The sequence below is a fragment of the Pseudomonas sp. TUM22785 genome, assembly GCF_028198105.1.
GTDB classification, from domain to species: domain Bacteria; phylum Pseudomonadota; class Gammaproteobacteria; order Pseudomonadales; family Pseudomonadaceae; genus Metapseudomonas; species Metapseudomonas solani.
Window position 1 is genome coordinate 3,491,370 of record NZ_CP116239.1, and the last position, 25,531, is coordinate 3,516,900.

At 66.6% G+C, this 25,531-nt stretch carries 16 protein-coding genes; 13 read left to right on the forward strand and 3 right to left on the reverse strand.

Going from position 1 to position 25,531, the window contains the following annotated elements; all coding sequences use genetic code 11:
* Positions 1-3: 3 nt before the first annotated feature.
* The 3 genes from PI990_RS15840 to PI990_RS15850 are packed head-to-tail and all read right to left on the reverse strand — an operon-like array spanning position 4 to position 7,548.
* The gene (locus PI990_RS15840) at positions 4-2,379 is read right to left on the reverse strand and encodes a hypothetical protein (RefSeq protein WP_184490421.1); all 2,376 of its coding nucleotides are present in this window, start codon (positions 2,377-2,379) and stop codon (positions 4-6) included.
* Positions 2,380-2,385: 6 nt separating this feature from the next.
* A complete protein-coding gene (locus PI990_RS15845) occupies positions 2,386-5,043 on the reverse strand; it encodes a DUF6603 domain-containing protein (protein WP_271661245.1) in 2,658 nt (885 codons plus the stop codon).
* 33 nt (positions 5,044-5,076) lie between these two features.
* Positions 5,077-7,548 carry a hypothetical protein gene (locus tag PI990_RS15850; RefSeq protein ID WP_271661246.1) on the reverse strand — a complete coding sequence of 824 codons (2,472 nt, stop codon included), beginning with the start codon at positions 7,546-7,548 and terminating at the stop codon, positions 5,077-5,079.
* A 500-nt stretch (positions 7,549-8,048) separates the two neighbouring features.
* Here PI990_RS15850 and PI990_RS15855 point away from each other — a divergent pair, with 500 nt between their 5' ends.
* From PI990_RS15855 to PI990_RS15915, 13 genes are all read left to right on the forward strand, one after another.
* On the forward strand, positions 8,049-9,011 hold the full coding sequence (locus PI990_RS15855) for a bifunctional GNAT family N-acetyltransferase/nucleoside diphosphate kinase regulator (RefSeq protein WP_271661247.1): 963 nt from the start codon (positions 8,049-8,051) through the stop codon (positions 9,009-9,011).
* A gap of 707 nt (positions 9,012-9,718) precedes the next feature.
* Positions 9,719-11,602 carry a 3-dehydroquinate synthase gene (locus tag PI990_RS15860; protein WP_271661248.1) on the forward strand — a complete coding sequence of 628 codons (1,884 nt, stop codon included), beginning with the start codon at positions 9,719-9,721 and terminating at the stop codon, positions 11,600-11,602.
* Positions 11,599-12,489 (forward strand): UbiA family prenyltransferase, encoded by an 891-nt coding sequence (locus tag PI990_RS15865; protein ID WP_271661249.1) that lies wholly within the window; start codon positions 11,599-11,601, stop codon positions 12,487-12,489. Before PI990_RS15860 ends, PI990_RS15865 begins: the two co-directional genes overlap by 4 nt.
* Entirely contained in the window at positions 12,486-13,229 is a 744-nt protein-coding gene (locus tag PI990_RS15870) for an EboA domain-containing protein (protein ID WP_271661250.1), read from the forward strand. Before PI990_RS15865 ends, PI990_RS15870 begins: the two co-directional genes overlap by 4 nt.
* Positions 13,230-13,252: 23 nt before the next feature.
* Positions 13,253-14,137, forward strand: a complete 885-nt coding sequence (locus PI990_RS15875) for a TatD family hydrolase (protein ID WP_271661251.1) — start codon at positions 13,253-13,255, stop codon at positions 14,135-14,137.
* Positions 14,134-15,354 (forward strand): metabolite traffic protein EboE, encoded by a 1,221-nt coding sequence (eboE, locus tag PI990_RS15880; RefSeq protein WP_271661252.1) that lies wholly within the window; start codon positions 14,134-14,136, stop codon positions 15,352-15,354. Before PI990_RS15875 ends, eboE begins: the two co-directional genes overlap by 4 nt.
* The gene (locus PI990_RS15885) at positions 15,347-16,792 is read left to right on the forward strand and encodes an alkaline phosphatase family protein (protein WP_271661253.1); all 1,446 of its coding nucleotides are present in this window, start codon (positions 15,347-15,349) and stop codon (positions 16,790-16,792) included. The genes eboE and PI990_RS15885 overlap by 8 nt, the downstream gene beginning before the upstream one ends.
* Positions 16,762-17,925, forward strand: a complete 1,164-nt coding sequence (locus PI990_RS15890) for a hypothetical protein (protein WP_271661254.1) — start codon at positions 16,762-16,764, stop codon at positions 17,923-17,925. The genes PI990_RS15885 and PI990_RS15890 overlap by 31 nt, the downstream gene beginning before the upstream one ends.
* The gene (locus PI990_RS15895) at positions 17,922-20,339 is read left to right on the forward strand and encodes a hypothetical protein (protein WP_271657689.1); all 2,418 of its coding nucleotides are present in this window, start codon (positions 17,922-17,924) and stop codon (positions 20,337-20,339) included. The genes PI990_RS15890 and PI990_RS15895 overlap by 4 nt, the downstream gene beginning before the upstream one ends.
* Positions 20,340-20,413: 74 nt before the next feature.
* Positions 20,414-21,346, forward strand: coding sequence for a hypothetical protein (locus PI990_RS15900; protein ID WP_271657690.1), 933 nt, complete (start codon positions 20,414-20,416; stop codon positions 21,344-21,346).
* 18 nt (positions 21,347-21,364) lie between these two features.
* Positions 21,365-22,633 (forward strand): hypothetical protein, encoded by a 1,269-nt coding sequence (locus PI990_RS15905; RefSeq protein ID WP_271657691.1) that lies wholly within the window; start codon positions 21,365-21,367, stop codon positions 22,631-22,633.
* A 4-nt stretch (positions 22,634-22,637) separates the two neighbouring features.
* Positions 22,638-24,434: a hypothetical protein gene (locus PI990_RS15910; RefSeq protein ID WP_271657692.1), complete on the forward strand. Its 1,797-nt coding sequence runs from the start codon at positions 22,638-22,640 to the stop codon at positions 24,432-24,434.
* A gap of 13 nt (positions 24,435-24,447) precedes the next feature.
* Positions 24,448-25,506: a hypothetical protein gene (locus tag PI990_RS15915; RefSeq protein ID WP_271657693.1), complete on the forward strand. Its 1,059-nt coding sequence runs from the start codon at positions 24,448-24,450 to the stop codon at positions 25,504-25,506.
* Positions 25,507-25,531 lie beyond the last annotated feature (25 nt).

Sequence of the window (25,531 nt, forward strand, 5' to 3'; positions counted from 1 at the left end):
TTTTCACCTGGCCTTCTGTGCCTGATTGGTAAACACCATCTGCTCGGGCACCTTGACCAGTTGCAGCGCGAACTGCGCTGCATTCAAGGTGGTCTTGCCCAGCTTGGCGGCGAGGGCCGCGTTCAAGTGCTTGATGTTCAAGACGCGGTCGGCCTGCGGGCCGCGAAAGTCCGCCACGCCGTCCAGGGTGTAGGTCACGCCGGGCATGATTTCGCCGTTGTCCGGGTCACGCAGGTCGATTTCCAGGGCCTGCTGCACGGGCTCCACGCCAAAGCACAGGCCTTCGCTGGGCTGGTCGAACTCGATCCAGGCCGGGGCATCGGGGAACAGGCAGATCAGCACGTTGGGCGACAACCGGTCGAGCCGAAGGATCTGCATGCGGTCGATGCCCAGCGGCGCGCCTTCGTCGTCCTTGCCCACGCTGCGGTAGCCCTTGATCTCGATGCCCGGGTATTGCACGAGCACGTCGGAGCGCAGGAGGAAGCCGGCGATCACCCCATCGGTGGGGTCCTGTTGGGTGGCGGGCAGGCCCAGCAGCTGTTCGCGGATGCCCAGGGTCAGCCGGTCGAGGGCATCGCGGATGAGGTCCTTGGTGATGGTGTAGTAGTGGCTGTCCCTGGACGACTGCACGCCGATGCTCATGGCGCCGTCCACCAGGCTGTCGATCCAGGCGCGGTCGAGGTAGAAGAAGCGGATCGATTCGATCGGCAGCAGGCGCGGGTCGGCCACCAGGTGGTCGAAGGGCACGTCGTACAGCAGCGAGGTGCGTGCCAGCCACTCGACGATGGTTTGCAGTTCCTGGCCCTCGACGGCGTTGAGCAGCGCCGTGACCTGGGGGTTCTGCATGAGCTTCTGCAGCTCCTGGAGCAGCTGCGGCGGCAGGTCGGCATCGGCCTGGGTCAGGGTGCTGGGCGGCGGCGCGAAACTCACCGGGTTGGCGTTGAGGTTGGGCGCGATCAGCGTGGAGAACTCGCCGAGCATGAAGTCGAGGAAACCCTCGGTGATCAGCTGGTCATGGAAGAACTGGTTGATGTCGCCGGCGTAGGTGTCGAGGAAGTTCTGCAGCTGGTCTTCCTGCGCCAGGTTCGCCAGCAGGTCGACGATGTGGTTCAGCTTGCGGCGCCAGTCCATCAGGCTGGTGGCGAAGGCGCGGTTGCTCAGGGCCATGAGGCGGCCGGTCTGCCAGGCGACCGAGTAGGAGAGGTCGAACAGGCCGGTCTGGGGATCGAAGATCACCGCATCGGATGCCGACCTGAAGGGCTGCATGGTGGCGCCCCGGGTGAACTGGTCGGGTTTGCACGGTGCCAGGGGGCTGCGGTACCAGGACAGGGTCTTGTTGCCGTACAACGCGTTGTATTGCAGGGGCACGTAACCGTTGCCCAGGGCCTTGCTGGCGACCTTGCCGGGCGAGGCGTCCTGGGCGATGGCAGCGGGGGAGAGCGGCAGGCGCAGACTCAGGCCGGTGTTCTGCTCGCTGTCGGCGGACACCAGGTTGAGCATGAAGCTGCTGAAGCTTTCGCCGTGATCGGGCAGGCAGGTGAAGGACCAGCTGTACAGCGAGATCAGCCGAACGCTGTCGATACCCGCCGGGAAGGTCGCGCCTTCGGCTAGGTAGGGCTTGAAGCCTTCCAGCGAGACCAGGTGGACGAGTTGCCGGGTCGGCTGCTCCGGGTTGATCGGGAAGCGGTTGCCGACGATCAGCGAGAACCAGCCCGAGTGGGTCATCTCGAGGATTTCCTTGTGCTCCATGTTCACCTGGCGCACGTGGGCCAGGCTGCACAGTTCGCTGGTGGCCGGAGCGGCACTGTCCAGGTGCGGCACGAGGGCGAGGAAGCTGGCACTGGAGATGTCGATGCTGTGCACGATGTCGTCATCGCTCTGGCCGTGGTCCAGGTGGGCGATGCTCGGGCCCAGCAGCCCGCCACTGCTGATATTGCGCACCTGGGACAGGGGCAATGCCGCCGCCAGGGTCTGGGTGGGAGGCGCCACACTGTTCTGCGGCACGCTGATTTGCGCAGTGTCGAGCACCAACAGGGCCATCCAGGGGGCGCCACTGGTATCGCCCGGCTCCAGGGTGTGTTCCCAAGGCAGGGCGCGCTTGTTGAGGACGATCTGCGGCAGGTCGTTCTCGAACTTGCCACTGCTGCCGTTGGCGGGAAACACCGACTGCACGTCCTTGTCCGTCAGGCTAAAGCGTGGCGCCTGCACGGAGAAGTTCTGGGTGCGCTGCACCTTCTGCGTTTCGTTGTCGTACAGCAGCTCTTGGGAGAAGGCGATGCTGTAGTCGCCGGCCATCAGGGGCGGCACGATCTTGTCGAAGAACTCGATGGTGCCGGGTTCGAGATCGGCACTGCGGCGAATCGGGATGGCGCTCTTCATCTCGTCTCATTCCACCTGGGCAAGGGGCAGCGGGCCGATCAGCGGATCGGTGGCGAAGTTCGATTGCGCGTCGAAACCGGTCATGGATTCGTCCAGCACGGCGAAGCCGCACAGGGCATCGAGCGCCGCGACTATCTGGGTGCGCGCGCTCGCGGTCTTGTCGATGGCCGGGTTGATCACCGCGCTGCGTGCATTCGCGGTGATCGCCGCACTGTTGGGCACCTCTGGCGCGGCGGCGGAGATCGGCAGCCAGGGCAGGGTGGTGCTGCCGGTGGGGAAGAGGGTGAAGTAGGTGAAGGCCTTGGCGATGTCGATCTGCCCGGTGTGCGCCGGCTGGTAGGTGGCCAGTGCGGAGAGGCCCTGAACACCGACCAGGCAGCCGTCGATGAGCTTGCCGTTGGGGTCGACATCCGACGGCTTGGCCACCGGCGCGCCCCACAGGGCCTGCGGCAGGGCCCGGTTGAAGGGCTGTGGCGTGTTCCAGGTGATGGGGTTGCCGTCTTCCGAGGTGATGCTCAGGCTGGCCTTCGAGGAACCGATGCCGGTGACCTTCATCGGCCGGATCGCCAGCGGGCCGGCCTGGGATTGCAGGGTGCTGCCGGCCACGCTGAGCTGGGTCATGGGCACGGCCGAGGTGGCGTCGAAGACGAACTCGTCGGCGCGCACCAGCCAGCGGACGCTGCCATCGCTGTCCTGCACCTGGTTGAGCAGGCCATTGCTGATCGTCAGGTGGCACAGCTCGGCCTGGGCCTCGTTGTTGCTGGCCTGGGCTGCGAGCGAGAGCGCCGCGCTCTGCCGGGGCTGGGCCAGCATCGCCTTGAAGTCGTTCCAGGCCAGCTTCTGGTCCCCCGCGCCTTCGCTGGCGCCGAAGGGCACGCTGAAGGAGATGATCCACAGGTGGATATGCACGATGCCGCCGGTGGGCGGGCCGTACAGGGCCAGATTGGCGCCCAGTTCGAAGTGCAGGGTGGTGCTGACGAACAGGAAGTGCACGTGGTAGGACACGCCCACGTCGACGCCGATGCCGGCCGTGAAATAGAAGGGTTTCCAGTAGATGAGGAAGTCGGCGTAGGCGGTGAACCAGGCCCGCAGGTTGCCCGATTGATAGACCGCCTCGAGCCCGCCGCCGGCCATGATGCAGGAGGGGGTCAGGGCGAAGTAGGCACCGCCCTTGATCGACACTTCGCTCGACACCGCCCAGTCGAAGCCCAGGCGCGACACCACCGGGTAATAGTCTGGCGGCTTGAAGGCCGGGTGGTAGCCACCGACGGTGAAGACGAAGTCGCCGGCATGGGCGTTGCTGCCGAACCAGCTGTAGAAGGCGAAGCCGCCGGTCAGGTGGCAGTTCTTGTCCAGCACATAGGAGTTGGACGACAGCGCCGCTTCTGCCTTGAACAGCCCGGCATCGGGCTGGAACACCACTTCCAGATCCAGCTCGACGTAGCCGTAGGTGACGCCCGCCGGGGGAAAGGAACCGTAGGACTTGCCCAGGACCAGGATCTCGAACTCCTTGCCGACCTCCACCACCGCCACCACGTTGGAGTGGATCAGCTCGAAGGAGGTGAACTGGATACCGGCGGCGAACCAGTACTCGCCGAGGGCGGGCTGGATGTAGCGGTTGACCTTCCCCAGCACCTGCGCCAGCTGCGATGCCTGGGGCAGGCCACTGCCCGGCAGCCCCAGTTGCGACGGGTCGTTGAGCCCCGCCAGCAGGGGGAAGCTGCCAACGTCGGAGACCGCCGGCGGCTGCACCGAGCGGTTGTAGCCGAAGCCCGCCGACAGCCCGGTGACGAAGAACGCCGGCGGCCCGCCGATGGCGTGGTCAAGGAAGGCGAAGCCGAACAGCGAGTTGTCGGTGTGGCCATTGCTGGCGATGGAAGTGAAGGAGCCCAGGGCCATCAGCGCGAGGTCCGCGGTGCGGATCTGCAAGGCGCCGTCGTACTGCTGCTGGCCGTTCTGTTCGCTGATCAGCAGGCCGCCCTCGATGGTCAGGGCCGAGGTGGAGAAGGCGACGTCCAGGCCCTTGAGCCCCATCCTGATGTCATCGAAGCTGTTCAGGCCGAAGATCGGCACGGTTGCCGACAGGCCGCTGAGTTCGACGCTGAAGGAGGAGGTGGCCAGGCCTGCATCCAGCAGCACCTGGACGTCGTTGCCGATGCAGTTGAAGCCGATCCGGCCGATATGGATGGGGCCTATGGATTTCTGGATGTTGATCCAGAAGATCGAGTCCGGTGGCACGGTCTGCGGCGTGGCGTCGGTGAGCGTGCCGGCCACCGCTGTGCCCTGGCCAGGGGGCGCGACCTGCGAGCCGGATGGCGGCGGGTTGGTCGAGCCCGACAAGGGCAGCTTCAACTGGCTGACGGTGTTGCCCCCCAGTACCAGCGTCAGCTCCAGCACGAACTGGTCGGTGGCGGTGCCGCCGATCGGGTGTTCGAAGGCCAGCTGGAAGTCCTTGAGCACCACGGCGGAGTCGGCGAAGTCCTGGCTCACCAGCGGCATATGCCGGGACAGCACCAGGTCCTCGACCTTGAAGCCGCCTTTGACCTTTAGTCCCTGATCGTCGTACAGCCCGAAGAACAGGGTGCCCGGGAGAATGACCGGAGAGACTTCGACCGAAGCGATCGTGGTCTCGGTTGTGGCTGCCAGCCTGGTGGAGGTGACCATCCGTGGGAGCTCCTGCATGAGTGGGCGTCGCGGCTAGGCGTCGTAGCGGATCCAGCCGCCCCAGCCCGGGACCCGGGGGAAGTTGTTCGCATCGAGCCAGGGATAGACCGGGGGCCGCCCGGCATACACGGTGGCATTGAGCTGCGTGGCCAGCGCCTGGCCGAGGCTGCAGCAGCCCAGGGGCAGGGCGCTGAAGCAGATCAGCAGCTTGACGATGGGCGTGCGGCCCTGGTTCCTGATGCCGCTGAGGTAGTTGGTGAGGTACCCCTGCCCGGCGAGGAACTGGGCGAAGTCGTCCTTGGCCATGGGCCGCGAGAAGTCCACCCGGTTGCCCAGTGCATCGAAATGGGTCAGGGCCGGGAACACGAAACGGCCGATGCCGTGCACGCCGATCACCAGGTCAGCCTGGCGGTCCGGTGCGGGGGCCGGTGCTGGAGGTGGGGCAGGGAGGGGAACGTGTTCGAGCCAGAACAGCCGCTCGCGCATGCCGTTGTAGCCGTTGTCCATCTGCTGGAACTCGCTCCACTTCACCAGGGCCAGGGACAGGCCGTTGGCGGGCGTCGCCGCCGGGTCGTTGAAGCGGGTGGCGTAGACCGCCATCGACCAGCCCGGCAAGGCGACCGGCAGGCCCGGGTTGGGCGGAGGCAGGGGCGCGGCATTGTTCATGACCGCCGGCTGCGCGGCGGCGAGGCCGTTCAGGGCGTGAAGGTTGGCCTCGGCCAGGGACAGCGGCACCGGCAGGCACGAGCCGCCACTCAGGCCGCCCATGAAGTGCAGGCCGCAGCCCATGGCACCGCCACCAAGCCCGCCGATGGCGCCGCTGGTAAGGGCCAGCGGCTGGTTGAAATCCAGCAGGCCGGTCTTGGCGTAGCTCTTCACCAGGGCCGACACCACCGCGCCGCCGCCGGCGCCCAGGGTCAGCACCGAGCCGAGCATGATCAGCCGCAGCTTCGGGATCCGCGCCGAGGGCGTAGCGCCGTTCTGTGCCCAGCCGGCGAACAGCTTGTTGCCCAGTAACGTGGAGACGAAGGCTCCGGAAAAACCACCGGCGAAGCCCGCGAGCAGGTCCCACTTCACGTCCTCGGTGTCGAGGTTCTGCAGCATGCCGAACAGCCCCTGGGAAAGACCGGCCGCCACGCCGCCGACCATGGGCGAGGCGATCAGCCCGGTGCCGAAATTGAGGACCCCGAAGGTGCCGATGAGCAGGGTCGTCACCCCCGACAGCGCCGAGGCGACGCCGACGCGCCAGGCCGGTGGCGCTGCGGCTGCGGCGGGCTCGGGTGCGGCGTCGGCGGCCAGCGCCACGAACGCGAGATCGGCAGAGGAGGGGGCCGGCGTGCCATTGATGAGGGCCACCAGGGTGGCCGGGGCGTTGGTGAACTCGGCGAGGCTCTGGGGATCGCTGAACACCGCCTGGAACTCGCTGGACTGCCCTTGGACCTCGAAGGCGATGAGGCCCAGCAAGGCGCCCAGGAAGGCGATGAAATCGCCCAGGGTGAAGGTCTTGCCGGGGAAATAGTGCGCATAGAGGGCGATGAAGAAGGCGTTCTGCACGGGTTGCTGCAGGTAGGCCTTCAAGCCCAGTTGCCCGATCAGCGAGGAGAGCTGCCCGGAGCCGAACACCCCCTGCAGGGCGTTCATGGCGTCGTCGATCTTGAACAGCTGGAAGAAATCGCCGATCACGCTGGAAAACGGCTTGCTTCCGGATATCGCCTGCAGCAGGTCGGCGGCCCCCATGCCGGTCAGCGAGACCAGTTGCTTGGCGTTCAACAGCTCGGCGAAGGACGCGAACAGCTTGCCCAGGGCATCGAAGGGGTCGGAACCCTCACCACTGTTACGCACCGCACGCACGGGCATCGCCAGGGCTTCTGCCGGTATCGGGGAAAACACGTCGAAATAGCGCGGGATATTCAATTGCTGCAAGAGCACTCGGCGCAGTTCCGGGCTACCGCCAACAGCCTCGGCACCACTCGCCGGCGAGACCAGCCCGACGGCATCCTCCACCGATGAGCCCTGGAGGCCACTTTGGTTGTGCTGGGCAATGACGCTGGCCAGGGGTTTATCGAAAATCTTTTCCAGGTTCTGCTGCTGGGCCTTTATCTCCACACCCAGGGCGTCGAGTACCGCCGTGGTCGCTTGTTTCTCCACCGCTGCGGCGATGTTGGGCAACTGGTCGCAAAGGTTGTCGAGGAAGGTGGCGATTGCGTTCTTCGCGGCGAGCACCTCGGAGAGCGGGTCGTCGCCAGTTGCAGCGGAGCGGGCCAGCTGCAATGGCCGCGCAGCGGGTGTATCCAGCTGCACGTAGCTCAGGGCCTGATCAACCGTACTGACCAGGACGCCGTCGCCGGTATGGGTGATCTTGCTGATCCGGGTCGAGGAGCGAAGCAGTGTGCGGAAGCGTCTCAAGTGCAGGCTTGGGGTGATGACAAGCTGCTGCTGATCCTCGACCTTCGCATGCACCACCCTGTGGTATTCGCCCTCGGCCACCACGAGGCACAGGTGCAACGAGCCGGACACGGGCCCCGGTGAATGGGTGCAGGAGATGACGTTAGGGTTTCCGGGCTCGAGGCTGATCCGGGTCGCTCGGGCCGTGGCGTCAGCCCTTAGCCAGAGCAGGCCATCTTCGAGGTGGAACAGAGACTCACTTGCGGCAGCATAGGCAACCATTTTGCCCTCCGATGGCAGTTGCTGTGCATCCATGCGGCCTTCGTACGACGTGAGCTGGCCATTTGCCTGCGGAAGCGTAGACGGCGACCTTTGTCCGTCAAGGACGCGGCTAAGGCCGATTCGGAATGTCGGCGGCCGGGTAACCGCGTAGATCGTTCCTGACCGTTTCGGGCAAAGGGGCGGCAGGCTTACTCGGCCGGGGCCTCGCGCCCGGGCTTGTGCATGCGCGGTTGCCGCGTCCACGTGTCGGGAAGCGCTTAATGTCGAAGCAGAGGGGCGCAGGTCGTTTGGAATTTTCGCGCAATGGCTTAAAGTCGCCGGTCGCCGAAAGAACCGTCATGGCCATCGCCATGAAGGGCTTTCATCCTTTACGAAGCGCTGTGGTGAAGATGAACAAGCCTTTCATTTCGCTGTGCCCGGAAATCACTCGGGCCCATGCACTGACGTTGATGGACTGGTTGGAAGATGAGCACGTCACCCGTTACCTGAGCGATTCCGCTGATGTCTCACGCACCATCGAGCAGGCCATCGAGCGGACTCGAGCCCCGATCCTGACCCATCTGTTCAACCGCGACGGCCGCTTCTTCATGGCCTTCGACAGGCACGACACCCCGGTGGGCTTCGTCCGTCTCATCAAGTCCGGCACGGATTGCGAGATGGTCCTGGCCATCGGCAACCGCTGCGAATGGGGCCGGAACCTTGGCGCCCGTACGATCCGCGAGGGCATGAAGCTGGCCTTCCTCGACATGCGAGCCCAGAAGCTCATCGCCAAGATCCACCCGGACAACACGCGGTCGTTGAACGCTTTTCTGCGCAGCGGCTTCCAGCTCGAGAGCGAAACGCCGGCATTGAATTCATTCGCCATGACGGCTGGGCGCTACCTGCAGCTGCTGCGCGAAGGTGCCCTTGGCGACGCGACGGGGATTCACATCACCGAAATCGACAAGGCCAGGCTCGAGAGCCTGATCGTGCTCGAGGAAGGCCCGGCCGTCGTGGAACTCGAGCATGAGATTGAGCGTGCGATTGTCGTCACGCCGCAGCAGGTGGCGCGCAATGTCGTGACGATGAACTCCAGGGCCTTGCTGCGACTGGACGACGAAGAGATCGAAGTTGCCCTGGTGTATCCCGAAGACGCGAACGCCAGCGCAGGGAAGCATTCCGTGTGTTCCGACATCGGCGCCGCCATCCTCGGTTACCAGGAAGGCGATGTAATCGATTGGCGTGTGGCTGATCGGACGCGCCAGATCGAAATCAGGAAGGTGCTGTACCAGCCGGAAGCAGCGGGCGATTTCCATCTCTAGCATTCGTCCAGCTGGCGAGGATCCCAAGGACGGGAAATCGCCGATTTGATGAAGCAGGGAGGGCTGATGAGTTCATCGGCCTAACCTCTTAATATGTGATTTAACATAATCTACATTATAGGTAATTTCTTATTTTCCCAGCAGGCGCCCAGGGCACAGATTTCAACGCTCAAAATGGCCACTTTCACCGTTTCGATCATTTCTGCTCCTCACTGCGTTTCGACAACCTCCATTGGTGATCTCACCACGTCGATCTGCTGATCCGATTTTCCAGGTGCACACTTCGCCATGTCGGCTCCTTGGTTTTCATCCGCGTCCATCGTTCGCATCTGCTGCTTCTGTAACGCCCCTGAGTCAGCCGCGCTGCAACTTTCTAGAGCCATTCCTCATCAGCGCTTCGCTATCCATAACCGGATACCTGACGCTGCGTTCCACAAACGAATTCGCGCTTCACCACAGGTCCCGGATTTCGTGGCCTGCATCTGCGCCCGCCATTTCCTGATCGCCCGGGCAGCTTTCAACGCGCCGTCTTCGGTCTTTGCCGCCGCCATCCGCTTGCTTGCAAAAATAACCCCACTGTCTACGTTGCAATTACGCAGTCGCCGTAGATAAGCGAAGCCAGCCGGGCATTAGGAAGTGAAGGCTGGCGCTGTTGAGGCATGGACCTCGACAGCGATAAGGAAATCAGCCTGAGCAAAGGGATCTTGATGAAGCGCCTGATGAGTCACGTCCTCTCGCGGAGAGGACCGCTGGAACACTTCTGCCTGTCGCTTGCCCTGTTCGCGGGGTTGGTGATCATCAGCTTCCTGCTCTTCGAAGAGCAGATGCAGCACCTGCTGGAAAGCCTCGGCCAGCATCCTGCCGACCCTGTCCGCGCATTCAATCTCGCCGTCCTGCTGGTGGCGCTGCTGGCCCTCGATGTGGTGCTGCCGGTGCCGTCGAGCATGGTGTCGCTGCTGGCAGTGGCCATGCTCGGGGCCGTCGGCGGCTACCTGGTGATCTTCATCGGCCTGTGCCTGGGTTCGCTGCTGGGTTACTGGCTGGGGGCCGGGTATTTCCGCATCGCCTCCGGGCTGCTGGATATCGAGGACTGGCGCAAGGCCGGGCGCCTGGCCAACCGGCTCAACACCCTGTCGCTGATCTGCCTGCGCGGCGTGCCCGTACTGGCGGAAACCTCGGTGCTGGCCGCCGGCATGCAGCGTTACCCGCTGGGCCGTTTCCTGGTCATCACCACCCTGGCCAACGCCGGCCTGGCCCTGGTCTACAGCGCGCTGGGCAGCTACATCGCCGAGGACCAGGCCATGCTCCTGGCGGTGCTGGCCAGCATGTTGCTGCCGGCGCTGTTCCTCGCCGGGCGCGGGCTGCTGGCATGGCGGCGCGAGCGCTCTGCCGCCACAGAGAAACCGGCCCACCTGGAAGGCGCCTTCACCGTCACCTACCGCTACCCGGTGCTGTTCACCGAGCACCTGTTCGCCGTCCATAACGACTGCCTGCAGCAACAGCTGATGGCCAGCGGCAAGCGCCCGGTGACCGTCATGGTTTTCGCCGACGAGGGCCTGCTGCGCAGCAACCCGGCCCTGGCGCAGCAGATCACCCGCTACTTCCAATCCCGCGCCGACGACTTGCGCCTGCTGGCCGGGCCGGTGGCGGTGCCAGCCGGCGAAGCCTGCAAGACGCCCGAGGTGCTGCAGCGCCTCTACGGGCAGATGCTCGAACAGGGCCTGGACCGCCACTGCTACGTGCTCGCCCTGGGTGGTGGCGCGCTGCTGGATGCCGTGGGCTATGCCTGCGCCACCTTCCACCGTGGTGTGCGGCTGATCCGCATCCCCACCACCGTGCTGGCGCAGAACGACGCCGGCATCGGGGTGAAGAACGGCATCAACGCCTTCGAGCAGAAGAACCTGCTGGGGGCCTTCCAGCCCGCCGATGCGGTGATCAACGACTTCCAGCTGCTGCTCGGCCTGTCCCGGCGCGACCAGTTGGCCGGGCTGGCGGAAGCGGTCAAGGTCGCGGCCATCAAGGACGCCGCGTTCTTCGCCTGGATGGAACACAACGCCGACGCCCTCGCCGCCTTCGCCCACGATCCCAGCCGCCACGCCATCCGCCGCTGCGCCGAGCTGCACCTGGAGCAGATCACCCGGGGCGGCGACCCCTTCGAGCGTGGCAACGGCCGCCCGCTGGACTATGGCCACTGGGCCGCACACAAGCTGGAAAAACTCAGCCGCCATCGCCTGCGCCATGGTGAAGCGGTAGCCGTGGGCATGGCCCTGGATGCGCTGTACGCCAAGGCCCTGGGCCTGCTCGCACCCAGCGAAGCGCAACGCCTGCTGGACCTGCTGACCCGGCTCGGCTTCAACCTGTCGCCCCCGGAACTGACCCTGGCCGATGACCAGGGCAACCTGCGCGTAGTGCAGGGGCTGGAGGATTTCCGCCAGCACCTGGGTGGCGAACTCTCCATCCCCATGCTGGAACGCATCGGCCACGCCGTGGACGTGCACCACATCGACATGCCCAGCATGCAGCAGGCACTGCGCCAACTGGCCCGGCTGCAGGTCGCCGAGCCCGCCTGGACCGAGGGCTGCGCACGATGAGCCAGCCAATCCCGAGCCTGCAGACCTGGATGACCCTTGGGCGCATTTCCAACCTGCCCACGGTCTGGACCAACGCCCTGGCCGCCGCCTTGCTGGCCAGCAGTGCAAGCGCCCTCGCCCCACCCTCCCCCCTGGCCTGGGCCCTGCTCCTGGCCGCTGCCTCGGCGCTCTACCTGGCCGGCATGCTGCTCAACGACCTGATGGACGCCGACTGGGACAGCCGCCACCACAACCCCCGGCCCATCGCCCTGGGGCTGGTCACCCGGCAACAGGTGGCCCTGGCCAGCGCGGCGCTCCTGCTGCTGGCCGCCGCCGCGCTGCTGGGCCTGAGCCGGCAACTGGAGCACCCCGGCTGGCTGCTGGGCAGTGCCGCGCTGCTGCTGGGGCTGATCGTCGCCTACAACCTGCTGCACAAGCGCCACGCCCACAGCGTCTGGCTCATGGGCGGCTGCCGCGCGGCGCTCTACCTCACCGCCGCCGCCAGCCTGGCTGCCCCCCCGGCGCCGCTGTGGCTCTGCGCCCTGCTGCTGGGCACCTACATCAGCGGGCTGACCTACGTGGCCCGGCAGGAACACCTCAACCAGTTGGCCAGCCTCGCCCCCGTGCTGCTCATGCTCAGCCCGCTGGCCCTGGCGGTCTATGCCCAGGGCCTGTGGTTCTGGCCGCTGCTGGCGCTCTGGCTCGGCTGGCTCGGCCTCAGCTACCGCCGCCACCTGGCGAACCCCGAGCGGCGCAACGTGCGGGCCTTCATCGGCGCCGGGCTCACCGCGTTGCCGCTGATCGACGCCATGGTCCTGGCCCTGGCCGGCCAACCCCTGGGCAGCCTGGCCTGCGTGGGCGTGTTCCTGCTGCTACCGCGCCTGCAGCAATGGGTGAAGCCGACATGACGACCACATTCCAACTCGGCACCGACCGCATCGCCGACCTGCGCCAGAGCCTGCTCGATGAACTGAGCGGCGCATCCCTGGACTGGTGGAACCAGGCGCAACAACGCCTCGCCGCCCAGCCCGACGCCCAGACGCTGATGCTGCTCAGCGGCCCCTGCCGCCGCCAGGTCGGCGACGCGCCCATGCCCGGCCTGCCCTGGACCCGGGCCGGACTGGCCCGCGCCCTGCTGCTGGCCCAAGCCCTGGAAGCCGACGCTGGCCCGGGCCGCGAAGCCTTGCTGCAACGCTATTTCGACTGGGGCGACGACCAGGAAAAGGCCGCCGCGCTGCGGGCCCTGGACTGGCTCGACGGCCAGGGCGCCTGCCTGGAGCTGGCCCTGTTCGCCGGGCGCACCAACAGCTGCGAGGTGTTCGCCGCCCTCGCCCTGCATAACCCCTACCCCGCCCGCCACTACCCCGAGCGGGCCTTCCACCTGTTGATGCTCAAGGGCGTCGGCGTGGATCTGGACCTGCGCCAGGTCGAGGGCCTGGCTCCGCGCCGTGGCCCCACGCTCAACCAGCTGGCCCTGGACATGCTGGAGGAACGCCTCGCCGCCGACCGCCCCGCGCCGCCGGGCATCGCCCATCTGCTCGCCTGGCAGCAGCTGGACGCCGAACAGCTGCAACGCCTGGCCGAGCATCAGCGCCAGGGCCGCCTGCCGCCCGGCTGGCTGCCCAGTGATTTCCCGTTACGAACCTGACAAAAAAGCAAAAGGACGTCGCCATGCCCACGTATTTCGACCCGCACATCCACATGGTCAGCCGCACCACCGACGACTACCAGAACATGGCCGCCGCCGGCATTACCGGGGTGATCGAGCCGGCCTTCTGGCAAGGCCAGGCGCGCACCAGCCTGGGCAGCTTCGTGGATTACTTCGACACCCTGCTGGGCTGGGAACGCTTCCGCGCCAGCATGTTCGGCATCCACCACTTCTGCACCATTGGCCTCAACCCCAAGGAAGCCAACAACTACGGGCTGGCCAACGAGGTGCTGGACATTCTGCCCCGCTACCTGGTGAAGGACGGCGTGGTCGGCGTCGGCGAGATCGGCTACGACGACATCACCCCGGAAGAGGACCGCTTCCTCGCCCTGCAACTGGACCTGGCCAGGCAGTTCGACCTGCCGGTCCTGGTGCACACCCCGCATCGCGACAAGATCGGCGGCACCAAGCGCACCCTGGCGGTGATCCGCGAGGTCGGCATCGCCGAAGACCGCGTGCTGATCGACCACCTCAACGAGCTGACCCTGCCCCTGGTGCTGGACAGCGACTGCTGGCGCGGGCACTCCATCTACCCCAATACCAAGATGTCCGAGCAGCGCATGGTCACCCTGCTGCAGCAGTACGGCACCGAGAAGATGGTGGTGAACAGCGCCGCCGACTGGGGCGTGAGCGACCCGCTCAAGGTGCCCAAGACGGGCGAAGCCATGCGCCAGGCAGGCTTCATCGACGCCCAGGTGCAACAGGTGCTGTTCGACAACCCGGTGGACTTCTTTGCCCAGAGCGGCCAGCTGGATAAGACAGCCGTCGCCACCCTGCTGCCCATCGACCAGCGTCGCCAGTGGCAGGAAAACTCCGCCCTGCGTGGCCAGGAGCCCGTAGTGCGATGAGCCCCGCCATGGGATGGACCCCGACCCAGCTCGGCTACTGCGGCAACGTGCACCCGGCCCATGACCTGGCTACCCTGCGCGCTTCCATCGCCGGGCCCTTCCAGGCCGTGCGCCGCCAGCGCGGGCTGCAGCGCCAGGACAGCGGCCTGTGGATCAGCGCCCAGGCGGCTGCCGAGCTGCAGCAACCTGCCGCCCGTGCCGCCTTCCTCGCGCTGTTGCGTGACAGCGGCCTGCGCCTGACCTCCCTCAACGGCTTCCCCTATGGGCGCTTCCACGGCGACGAAGTGAAGGCCGCGGTCTACCGGCCGGACTGGTCCCAGCCGCAGCGCCTGGACTACAGCCTGCAACTGGCCGGGCTGCTGGCCGCCGCGCTGCCCGAGGACTGCGACGAGGGGGTGATCTCCAGCGTGCCCCTGGGCTACGCCGCTTATTGGACGGACGAGCGCCAGGCCCGTGCCGAAGCACACTTGCTGCAGCTCACCGCAGCCCTTGCCGAGCTGAAGCACGGCACCGGCAAGACCATCCGCCTGTGCCTGGAGATGGAGCCCGATTGCGTGCTGGAACGCACCGACCAGGCCCTGGCCTTCTTCGCCCATTGGCAGGCGCTGGACCCGAACCACGCGCACCTGGCGCTGTGCTTCGACGTCTGCCACCAGGCGGTGCTGTTCGAGGATTGCCACGCGGCCCTGTCACGTCTGCACCAGGCCGGCATCACCATCGGCAAGATCCAGCTCTCCAACGCCCTGGTGTGCCGCCTGCCCGGGGATGAGCAACGCCGCGACCAGGTGCTGGACGTGCTCGCCGGTTTCGCCGAAGGCACCTACCTGCACCAGGTCAAGGCGCGCCATCGCAGCGGCCAGCTGCTGGCCTGGGCAGACCTGCCCGCTGCCCTCCTCGACCCGGCCCTGGCCGGTTGCAGCGAACTGCGTGTGCACTTCCATGTGCCGCTGTTCAGCGAGCGCTTCCAGCTGCCGGAACTGGGCGGCAGCCAGCAGGCCCTGGGGCGCGTCTTCGAATACCTGGCCCAGAACCCGGACTTGCGCCCGGTGCTGGAGGTGGAAACCTACAGCTGGATGGTGCTGCCCGAAGCCCTGCGGCCCGGCTCCGAACCCGCCCTGGCCCGCGGCATCGCCGCCGAACTGGAATGGGTGGAAGCCCAGCTGCAACGGCACGGTGCCCTCGCCGGCGAGCCGCTGCGGGAGGTGCAGCATGCTTGAGCCACGGCCCTTGCTGCTGGTCGACGTGGTCGGCCTCACGCCCTCCCTGCTGGGTGAGAACACACCGCACATCAACGCCCTGCTCGGCCGTGGCCGCATGGCCTGCATGCAGCCAGTGTTCCCGGCGGTCACCACCACGGTGCAGTCATCCATGCTCACCGGGCTGCCGCCTTCCGGGCACGGCATCGTCGGCAACGGCTGGTACTTCCGCGACCAGGCCGAGGTGCGCTTCTGGCTGCAACCCAATGCCCTGGTCCAGGGCGAGAAGGTCTGGGAGGTGCTGGCCCGCGAGCTGCCCGGCTTCCGCTGCAGCCAGCTGTTCTGGTGGTACAACATGTACGCCGACGTCAGCGCCTCCATCACCCCGCGTCCCCACTACCCCGCCGACGGGCGCAAGGAATTCGGCCTCTACTCCGCGCCCGATGGCCTGCACCAGGCGATCGAACGGCGCATCGGCACCTTCCCCTTCCAGCACTTCTGGGGCCCGGCCGCCGGCATCGGTTCCAGCCGCTGGATAGTCGACTGCGCCATGGCCGAGTTTGCGATCAACCGCCCGCACCTGCAGCTGGTCTACCTGCCGCACCTGGATTACGACCTGCAGCGCCTCGGTCCCGCGCACCCAGGCATTGCCGCCGAGGTGCGCGCCATCGACACCGAGGTCGGCCGCCTGCTGGCCTTCGCCCAGGCGCGTGGCGCCGCGGTGATGCTGGTGTCCGAGTACGGCATCGAGGCGGTCGAGCGTTCCATTTCCATCAACCGCCTGCTGCGCGCCGATGGCTGGCTGCAGGTGCGCCAATCCCTCGGCTGGGAGCTGCTGGACCCGGGCGCCAGCGCCGCCTTCGCGGTGGCCGACCACCAGGTCGCGCACATCTACTTGCGCCGCGAACAGGACCTGCCCAGGGTGCGCACGCTGCTGGAATGCGAACCGGGCATCGAACGGGTGCTGGACCGCGCCGAGCAGCGCGAATGGCAGCTGGAACACCCGCGTAGCGGCGACCTGGTGGCGATCGCCGCCCCCGGCCACTGGTTCGACTACCAGTACTGGTTCGATGACGACAAGGCGCCCGACTTCGCCCGCACCGTGGACATCCACCGCAAGCCCGGCTACGACCCGCTGGAGCTGTTCATCGACCCTGCCATCACCCTGCCGAAACTCCGGGTGGCGCGGCGCCTGCTGCGCAAGAAACTGGGGTTCCGCTACTACATGGACTTGATCCCGCTGGATACCCGCCTGGTACGCGGGAGCCACGGCCGCCTTCCCCGCAGCGACCAGGACGGCCCGCTGCTCATCACCGATTGCGACTTGCCTTTACCGGACCGGCTACCGGTCACCGCGGTAAAACAGTTGCTCCTGCAGTACTTCCTGGGGCACCGAACTCTCGACAAGGCCATAGCCAAGGAGACCCCATGCAACGAGCCCTCCCCCTTGCAGTACTGAGCGCCCTGGCCGGATTGGCCCAGGCCCAGAGCCAACCCGCCTTCGACTGCACCGCCTTCTTCGAATACGGAGGCAAGCCCGAAGAGGTGCGCAAGGCATTCGAACAATCCCCCGAGACGATGGCCTGGAACTGGTTCACCTGCCTCAACCAGCCGGAGATCAAGGGCAGCACCGACCGTGTCTGGGAGGGCCTCAAGCCCACCGACCAGGTGTTCCTGCCCGACGGCAGCCAGCCGTTGCCCTATGAACAGCGCGAGCCCACGCCGGTGGCGGTGATCAAGGCCGCGCAGGCCATGGGCATGGACACCACGCGCACCTTCCACAACCTCGACAGCATCCAGCAGGTGGATGGCCTGGTCCTGGAAATGGGCGGCAATGTGCCGGCCGCACAAAGGGGCCAGCCGGTGCGTTTCCAACTGCTGATGGGCAAGGACACCTTCGGCTACATCGTCGACAAGGGGGTCTACAACGTCGACGGCCAGGCCGCGCTCACCGCCAACCTGGCCTTCCCCGCTGCCGCCTGGGAGCTGAAGACCTCATGGATCTGGATCGGCAACGACCAGGCCTTCATGAAGACCCTGGCCAATGACGGCTACTACATCGTCCAGGCCTACTACCTGCAGAACGGCAGCCAGTACCAGGTGGGCTACGCGGCCCTGAGCGGCATGCACGTGATCAACAAGCTCACCCAGGACTGGGCCTGGACCACCTTCGAGAACCGCAACAACAGCAAGTACACCGTCACCAACGACATCCCGCCCAAACCCATGACCAACAGCACCGGGCCCACCAGCGCCGCGCAACCGGTCAACGCCAGCTTCCAGGCACAGTACCCGGCCCTCGCCCAGTACGAGCTGATCGGCGTGCAACACACCGCCGGCGGCGCGCCCAAGCTGCTGGCCAACTCCCAGCTGGAGTCGGCCTTCCAGAGCCAGTCCTCGTGCCTCGCCTGCCACGACACCGCGGCCTATTCGGCGAAGAAGGGCTACTTCAACTTCGCGTTGCCGCAGCAGGACGGGATCGTCTACCCCACCGAACCGCTGCCGGATTCGGCCTTCGCCGGCTACAACAAACTGGACTTCGTCTGGTCGCTGAAACGCGCCCAGTGGAAACGTCAAGGAGGACAGCAATGAGCGTCTTGAACTTCCCCCGCCTGTACCTCAACGGCCATATGTTCTGGAACCCGCCCACGGCCAACAACAACGACATCTACCCGCTCTACGATGCGGCGAAGATGGACCTGAACTGGCCCTTCCTGGAGAGCTTCGGCATCAACCCCGCCAACGCGCGGGACAAGGTGCTGCCCTGGCTGATCACCCCGCTGCCCGAGGCCCAGGTGCCGGAGTACGTGCTGCAGGTGCCCAACAACAGCGCCAACAGCGGCCTGCCGCAGATCCCCGCGGAATGGGACCTGTTCGGCGACAACGCCTGCGGCACCGTGGACTACAACGACATCCGCTCGCTGATCATCGGCGGCGAACTGCAGGCCAACAGCTACATCGAACAGGACCCCATCGTGGGCAAGGGCTTCCAGTTGCTGGGTAACCCCTTCGGCAGCGACAAGCCCACCCCGGCGCGCTTCGTCGACATCAGCCCCTGGCAGAACACCTTCACCGCGCTGTACTTCGACCGCCTGGTGCTGGGCGACGCCACCTGCGGCCTCACGGCCAAGCGCGCCTACCGCATGCTCGACCGCTTCCTCAACTTCAACTGGGGGGCCGTGCAGGGCCTGAATACGGTCACCACCACCTGGCAGACCTGCTTCCCCCGCGAGAACCTGCAGTGGCAGCTGGGCGACTCGGCCCTGCTCAAGGCCCTGCAGCAACAGATGGAGGCGCAGAACGCCAAGGGCCTGATGTTCCGCTTCACCACCTACCTGACCTACTACGACCGCAACGGCATCTTCAACGACTACCCGAAGGTGGTGACCCGCACCGGCGGCCCCGGCTGCAACACCTGCGCGACGAATCCCCAGTGCGCTGACTGCCAGCAGTGCCTGAAGGCCCTGGCCGTGCAGCAGCAGGCGCTGCAGGACATGTACCAGAAGGGGCTGGACAACGTCGCCGACATCTTCTTCAACCCCGCCTACAGCCGTACCGCCGGCGTGCTGGGCCTGTGGTTCGCCGATGAGTACCCCACGGCCCCTGCCGGTCCCCGGCTGGAACCGGCCAATGCGGTATCCATCCTGTCGCCCATCCCGGGAAATCCCGATGCGCCCCTGTCGATCAAGCTGGGGGTGATCTCCGCCCAGGCCCAGGGCGACCTGCTGTCCCTGGACCTCGGTACCGGCTTTCCCTTCTACCCCTTGCCGGAGAGCCAGGCGACCGTGCCGGAGTGCGAAAAGCTCCAGCTGGGCGATTTCCAGGTCGGCATCCAGCAGAACGGCCAGTTCCAGCCCCTGGCCGACCTCGCCTACACCCAGTACGCCCAGGCCGCCTTCGACAAGCGCGCAGGCCTGCTGGACCTGCCCGTGAAGGATGCCGTGGCCAGGACCCAGGCCGGCACCCTGGCCCTGCAGACCCAGGGCGCCAGCCCGGTGCTCGCCGCCCAGCAGCAGATGTGGACCGCCGAAGTGATCGAGAGCGGCACCTTCATCGACGTCGGGGACACCCGCACCCTGCAGATCATGGTGCAGTACGACGGCCTGCCCGCACCGGCCGGCACCACCCTGTGGGTGGCGGAATACAACAACCCCTACATGCTGACCACCAGCAGTTACTTCCTGGCCTTCAGCAATGACGTGGATTTCGGGCTCATCGCAGACGACCCCACGAACCGCAACAAGAACGCCACGCTGCTGCCGCAGTTCGCCGGCACCCAGGCGCCGGCGAGCCTGGTCAGCGAGGGCGCTGGCCGCAGCCTGCAGCGGATGCTGCCGGCGAGCGACGCCTCGACGGCCACGGTCAACTACCAGCACGTCAAGGCCACCCCGGCCGGCGTCAGCCTGGCGCCCTGCCTGCAGTTCGTCCCGTCCATCCCGCGCACGGGCGCGCTGGGTGACGGCACCACGGTGGACTACAGCCTCACGCAGATCACCACCGACGCCAACGGCATCGCCCAGGTGACGGTCAAGGCCATCGCCGCCGGCTTCCCGACCCTGCGTTTCTTCGTCCAGGACGGTCCCGGCGCGGCGCCTGCGGTGCCCTTCAGCTTCGACTACCTGGAGGCCTACACCGACTTCCTCGCGCCCTTGCGGGTGCTGCCGGACGAGCCCGGGCTGATGGGCGAATTCGTCACGGCCTGGAACCAGGTGTGCAGCCAACAGGATGCGCGGGTGCAGATCTGGGAGGGCTTCATCTACCCGCGCATCTTCGAGCCGTTCTATTACCTCTACCCGATCATGGACAAGTACATGCCGCTGAACTCCCTGCAGCGCATCGAGGGCGCCATCGACCAGTTGATCCGCCTGGTCAGCAAGCCCTACCAGGAGGAAAGCACCCTCGCCATGCCCATCACCCGTGACCTGCCGCAGAGCCGGCGCGCGGTGCTGGAACGCTGGGCCAACGAGCTGGTGAAGCTCAACTACCCACCCCGGCCCCTGACCTGAACCGTCGTTTACCTGGAACCCGCAGGCGGGCCGGCACCGCTCGCCCGCCCTGCCCGTTACGAAGGAGTGTTCTGATGAAGAAAGCCCGTTTGCTCGCCTGGCTGCTGCCCCTCGCCTTGCTCAGCCAGCCCCTCCTCGCCGCCGATGACGACGAGGCCGTGTACTTCACCAACGGGGTGCACAACACCCTCGGTTGCGATGCCAGCAACGGCAATTGCATCGCCGAGCGCAAGCCCGGGGAGCCCAGCGATCCGTTCTTCCCCGCCACCTGGATCAGCGACTGGACCATGTTCCGCGTCACCCAGAACTACGAGAAGAACCCGCCGCCCTACAGCAACCCGCCCAGCACCCTGAAGCCTGCGGACTACACCGTTTCCAAGGGCACCAGCTACTACGACACCACCTACATCCCCGCCGATGGCGATGGCTACGGCGCGATGATGGAGCACTACGAGAAGTACTGCCTGCCGATCTTCCCGATCAAGGACAACAACTACACCTGCTCCTTCGTCTCCCTGGGCAACAAGGCCTTCTTCCTCACCTACGAGGACCGGCCCAAGGACATGCCCGAGTGCTGCTCCTTCTCGCCCATGAACCACCCGGCGCGCCAGGACTTCGTCCAGCACCTGCCCTACAGCCCGGCGCGCAGCCAGAACCTGGGCGGCAGCCTGCAGGCCTATGCGCTGGACGTGCAGTCGCCCCAGGGGCCGATCCTGTTCGGCTACGCCTTCTACAAGGACGCCACCCGCGCAGCGCCTGGCCAGCCGCTGTTCCGCCACCCGCAGTCGTTCTACTTCTCCGGGGACGCCAGCGTCGCCAACGCGCCCATCGTCAGCCAGAACTACGTGAACTTCCGCACCGACAAGCCGGACCCGGCGAGCACCTGGGACCAGGTGGCCAAGAAGTGCCCGGTGAACCCGCAGCCCTGCCAGCTGTTCGACCCGCCGGCGTCCCAGGACAACGGCGCCGAGGCGCAGTGGAACAAGCTCCAGTCCCGCAAGCCCTGACCGGCAAGGAGAGCCGCCATGAATCAACATTTCCGTCTCACCGGGCTGGCGCTGCTGGCCCTCGCCTGTGCCAGCTGCAACCTGCGCGAGCAATCACCCGCCCCTACCACGCCCGCACCGACCAACGCACAGTGCCAGCCCCCCACCAACGCCCCTGCCGCCACTGCCAGCCAGCAAGCCTTCGATGACTACAGCTGGCGGCTGTTCATCGCCCTCAACTGGCCCGCCATGGCCGGCCAGCGCGGGCAGCCGGATTGCAGCCAGCCACTCGGCGGTACCGGCACCAGGGTCTGGCAGAGCTACAAGACGGTGAGCGAGATATTCCTGCCCAACGGTGCCAACCCCGGTCCCTGGAATTCGCCGCTGGGCGCGCGCAGCCTCGGCATCATCAACATCGCCGCCTTGAAGAACACCTCGGTGGTGCAGGCCGTGGACCAGGCCGTCGGTGGCTGGCTCATCGACCAGAAGGGCAACCCGACCTACTACGACATCTCCGCCAACCAGGCCTCCTACGACTACATCGTGGCGAACGGCTTCTACAACGCCAACACCGTGTCCAGGGCGCAAAACATCGCCTTCCCGGCCCAGGCCACCGAGGTCAAGGCCGCCTGGCGGGTGCTCACCAGCCAGGACGACGCCAGCCGTTACCTGACCACCCAGGCCCAGGTGGCGCAGTTCAACGCCCAAGGCCAGCCCACCGGCAGCACGGCCCCGGCCACCCTGGGGCTGGTGGGGCTGCACATCATCGTCAAGGCGCCGGGCTACCCGCAGTGGATCTGGTCCACCTTCGAGCAGGTGGACAACGTCCCGGGTTCCACGGCCGGCAACGGCACCTACAGCTACTACAACGCCAGCGCGCCGGCGGCCAGCGTCAACCAGTCGCCCTGCAACTGGCAGCAGCAGGGCAGCCAGCTGGTGTGCACGCCCAAGCCCGGCGCTACCTTCCAGACCCCGGACCCGCTCAGCCGCGTCACCCCCATTGCCAGCACCACGGCCGCCGTCAACGGCCTCTACCAGCAGAACCTCGGCAGCAACGTGCTGCGCTACTACCAGTTGGTCACCACCCAGCGCCCGCTGATGCCGGACAACCCCAGCAACCCGCTGGGCCAGCCGACTCCGGCGCTGTCCGCCAACGTCACCATGGAGAGCTACATCCAGCCCAACAGCAGCTGCATGAATTGCCACTCCATGGCCACGCCGGTGCACAGCCCCTACAAATCGGACTTCTCCTACCTGTTCAAATTCGCCAAGGCGCCGGCAACGGCACCCCACAAGGACGAGGAATGACCCCATGAGCATCCTGAACGGACCCCGACTGAACTTCTGGGGCGGCATCCGCACCGACGTGAGCCTGCCCAACAACTCGCCGACCATCCCCCAGGGCAATCGCAAGCTGCACCTGTTCGACCTGCCCAACTCCCAGATCGCATCCGAAGCCGCCGGCTACAGCGACGACCAGCTCAATGAATGGATCAACGCCCCGACCGGCGACTACTACACCGCCGGGGGCTGGAACCACTATGGCCAGCACGTGGTGGACATGCAGAACGTACTGATCAGCTCCCAGGGCACCCCGGGCGCCATCAGCACCACCGGCGACCTGGTGGGGCAACCGGTCTACCTGCTCGGCTCCAAGGACCCGGTGACCAACCAGCCGCCGGTTTCCGGCCCGATGATGGTGGACCTCGACCCCTCCAGCGGCATCACCACGCAGATCTACATCGGCGGCCTGCAGATCGGCGGCACCAGCAACCCGCAACTGGTGATCCAGGCCGACGTGGTGGCCAGCAGCTTCGACGTGGCCCCCCGGCTGCTCAACGGCGAGGATGACGCCCCGGGCTCCTCGCCGCTGTCCGGCACCTTCCAGGTCACCTTCCCGTTGAGCGCCATCGTCAGCTGGAACCAGAACAGCGCGATGCTCAAGTCCATCATCCAGGCGCCCGGCGCCACCGGCATCGTGGTGCGTTTCGTGATGTTCGAGATGTGCCCGGGCATGACCACGCCACAACTCGATGCCGACTACGCCGCCGGCCAGTACACCCCCAACCCCAGCATTGGACGGGTCATCGGCACCCTGGCCCCGGCCTTCGCCGGCGAGCCGCTGATCTGCCCGGTCGGGCGCCAACTGGTGAACGGCGGCACCGGCGGCGCGGGCTATGCCCAGCAGTACAGCCTGAGCAGCCAGGCGATGCTGAGCCTGGACATGGTCAACCTGATCCCCAAGGCGAACTTCCGCGCGGTGCGCACCGACATCACCAGTCCCATAGGCCCGAACATCGACTACGGCCCGGTCAGCATCAGTGCCGGCAGCACCCTGCTGGCGACGCTGCCCGACACCAGCCCCTACCTGGTGAACTACTCCCTCTATGGCGGCATCGTCGACCTGCCGCTGACCTCCACCCAGTCGGCGGCAGCGCAGGCCACGGCCCTTTCCATCACGGCGCCGAACAGCGTCGATGGCACCACCCTGGCGGTAGCCGAAGTGACCTACCGGCTCTACAGCGACCAACGCAACCTGTACATGGACGAGTACCCGGAAGGCGTCACCCTCGACCTGCAGGTGCGCTACCTGGGAGGGCCGGTGCCGGCCAATGGCAGCATCGCCCTGAAAAGCACTTTCCCGGGAGCCCTCGTCGACCCGAACAACTGGAACCTGCTGCAGTACCACGCCAATGTCCCGATCAGCCAGGGCCAGACCAGCGTGTCGATTCCCCTCACGCGCAAGGAAGCAACCTCCGCCAAGGCCGGCTACACCAAGCTCGCCTTCTCCCTGGGCGATGGCAAAGGCTTCAGCAACTTCCGCTTCTACTCCATCACCGACTTCGGCATCCCCGCTGGCAGTGTTCCCACCTGGGACCAGGTCTACCCGGCCGTGCTGCGCTTCCACTACCTGGCCTTCCCGGCCATGTCGCGGTTCATCCCGCTGAACCAGCAGGACGCCATCTGGAACGCCCGCGCGGCCATCGTCGCGCGCACCGCCGATGCCTATCGCGGCACCACCCTGTACATGCCGGTGGTGCGTTCCATGTCGCCTAGCCAGCGGGCGCTGCTCAAGGCCTACCTCACCAGCACGCCCTGGCAGCCATGAGCAGGAGGCACCCATGACCCTGACCATCCCCCCCTCCCCACAGGAAGACCTGCGCCGTTCCACCGTGGTCGTCGAAGGCCTGCTCAACCCTCGGGGCCTGTGCCTGCAAGCCGACGGCAGCCTGCTGTTGGTGGAAGCCGGCTCGGGCCACCCGGACGCGCCCTTCAGCGGCCGTATCAGCCGCCTGCGCCCTGCACCGGGCAGCCCCGGCGCCTACCTGGCCGCCGAGCTCGTCGCCGAGGGCTACCGCTCCATGAACATGCAGGTGCGCATGCTGCGCGACGAGATCATGGGGCTCTCGGACATCGCCTGCGCCGACGGCCGCTGCCTGGCCAGCCTCACCGACTACGTCGAAGGCTCGCGGGTGCTCGACCTGGCGCAGAACCCGCCCACGGCGGTGTTCCACAGCCGTGGCAACCTCAACGCCCTGTGCTTCCACCCCAGGCGACGCACCTGGCTGTCGGTGAAGCCCGATACCAACCAGGTGGTGGAGTTCGACGACCAGGGTGAACGGGTGGTCGCCCAGATACCCGACATGGACCAGGGCCAGGACGCGGTGCCGGTCACCCTGGTGTACGAGCCCACCACCGGTGCAGTCCTGGTCAGCCTGTTCTCCGGCGAACGCCGGCTGGACCCGACGCGCCAAGGCGTCGACTTCGTCGAACGGGCCGGCCAGGTGATCCGCGTCTGGCCAGAGGACGGGCGCATCCAGCCGCTGATCACCGGCCTGCAACTGCCCACCGGCCTGGCCCTCACGCCGGGCGGCGGGCTGCTGATCCTCGAGCTGTGCCGCTCCCTGCTGCAGCCCCTCGGCCCGGACTGGCAAGGCGAAGCCCGCCACGGCGGCTTCGAGCGCTTCAGCGGCCGCCTGCTGCACTGCGACCTGGCCACCGGCACCACCCGCGTCCTCGCCACCGGCCTGGACACCCCCTCCAACCTCTGCCTGCTGGACGACGCCGTGCTGGTCAGCGAAGGCATGGGCCTCCACGGCCGCCCCCTGCCCCTCCCCGGCGGCGTCACCACCCCGCTGGATGGGCGCATACGGCGGGTGCCGTTGCAGGGGTATATCTAGAGGCGGATCTCCCGTGGCGGCGTGC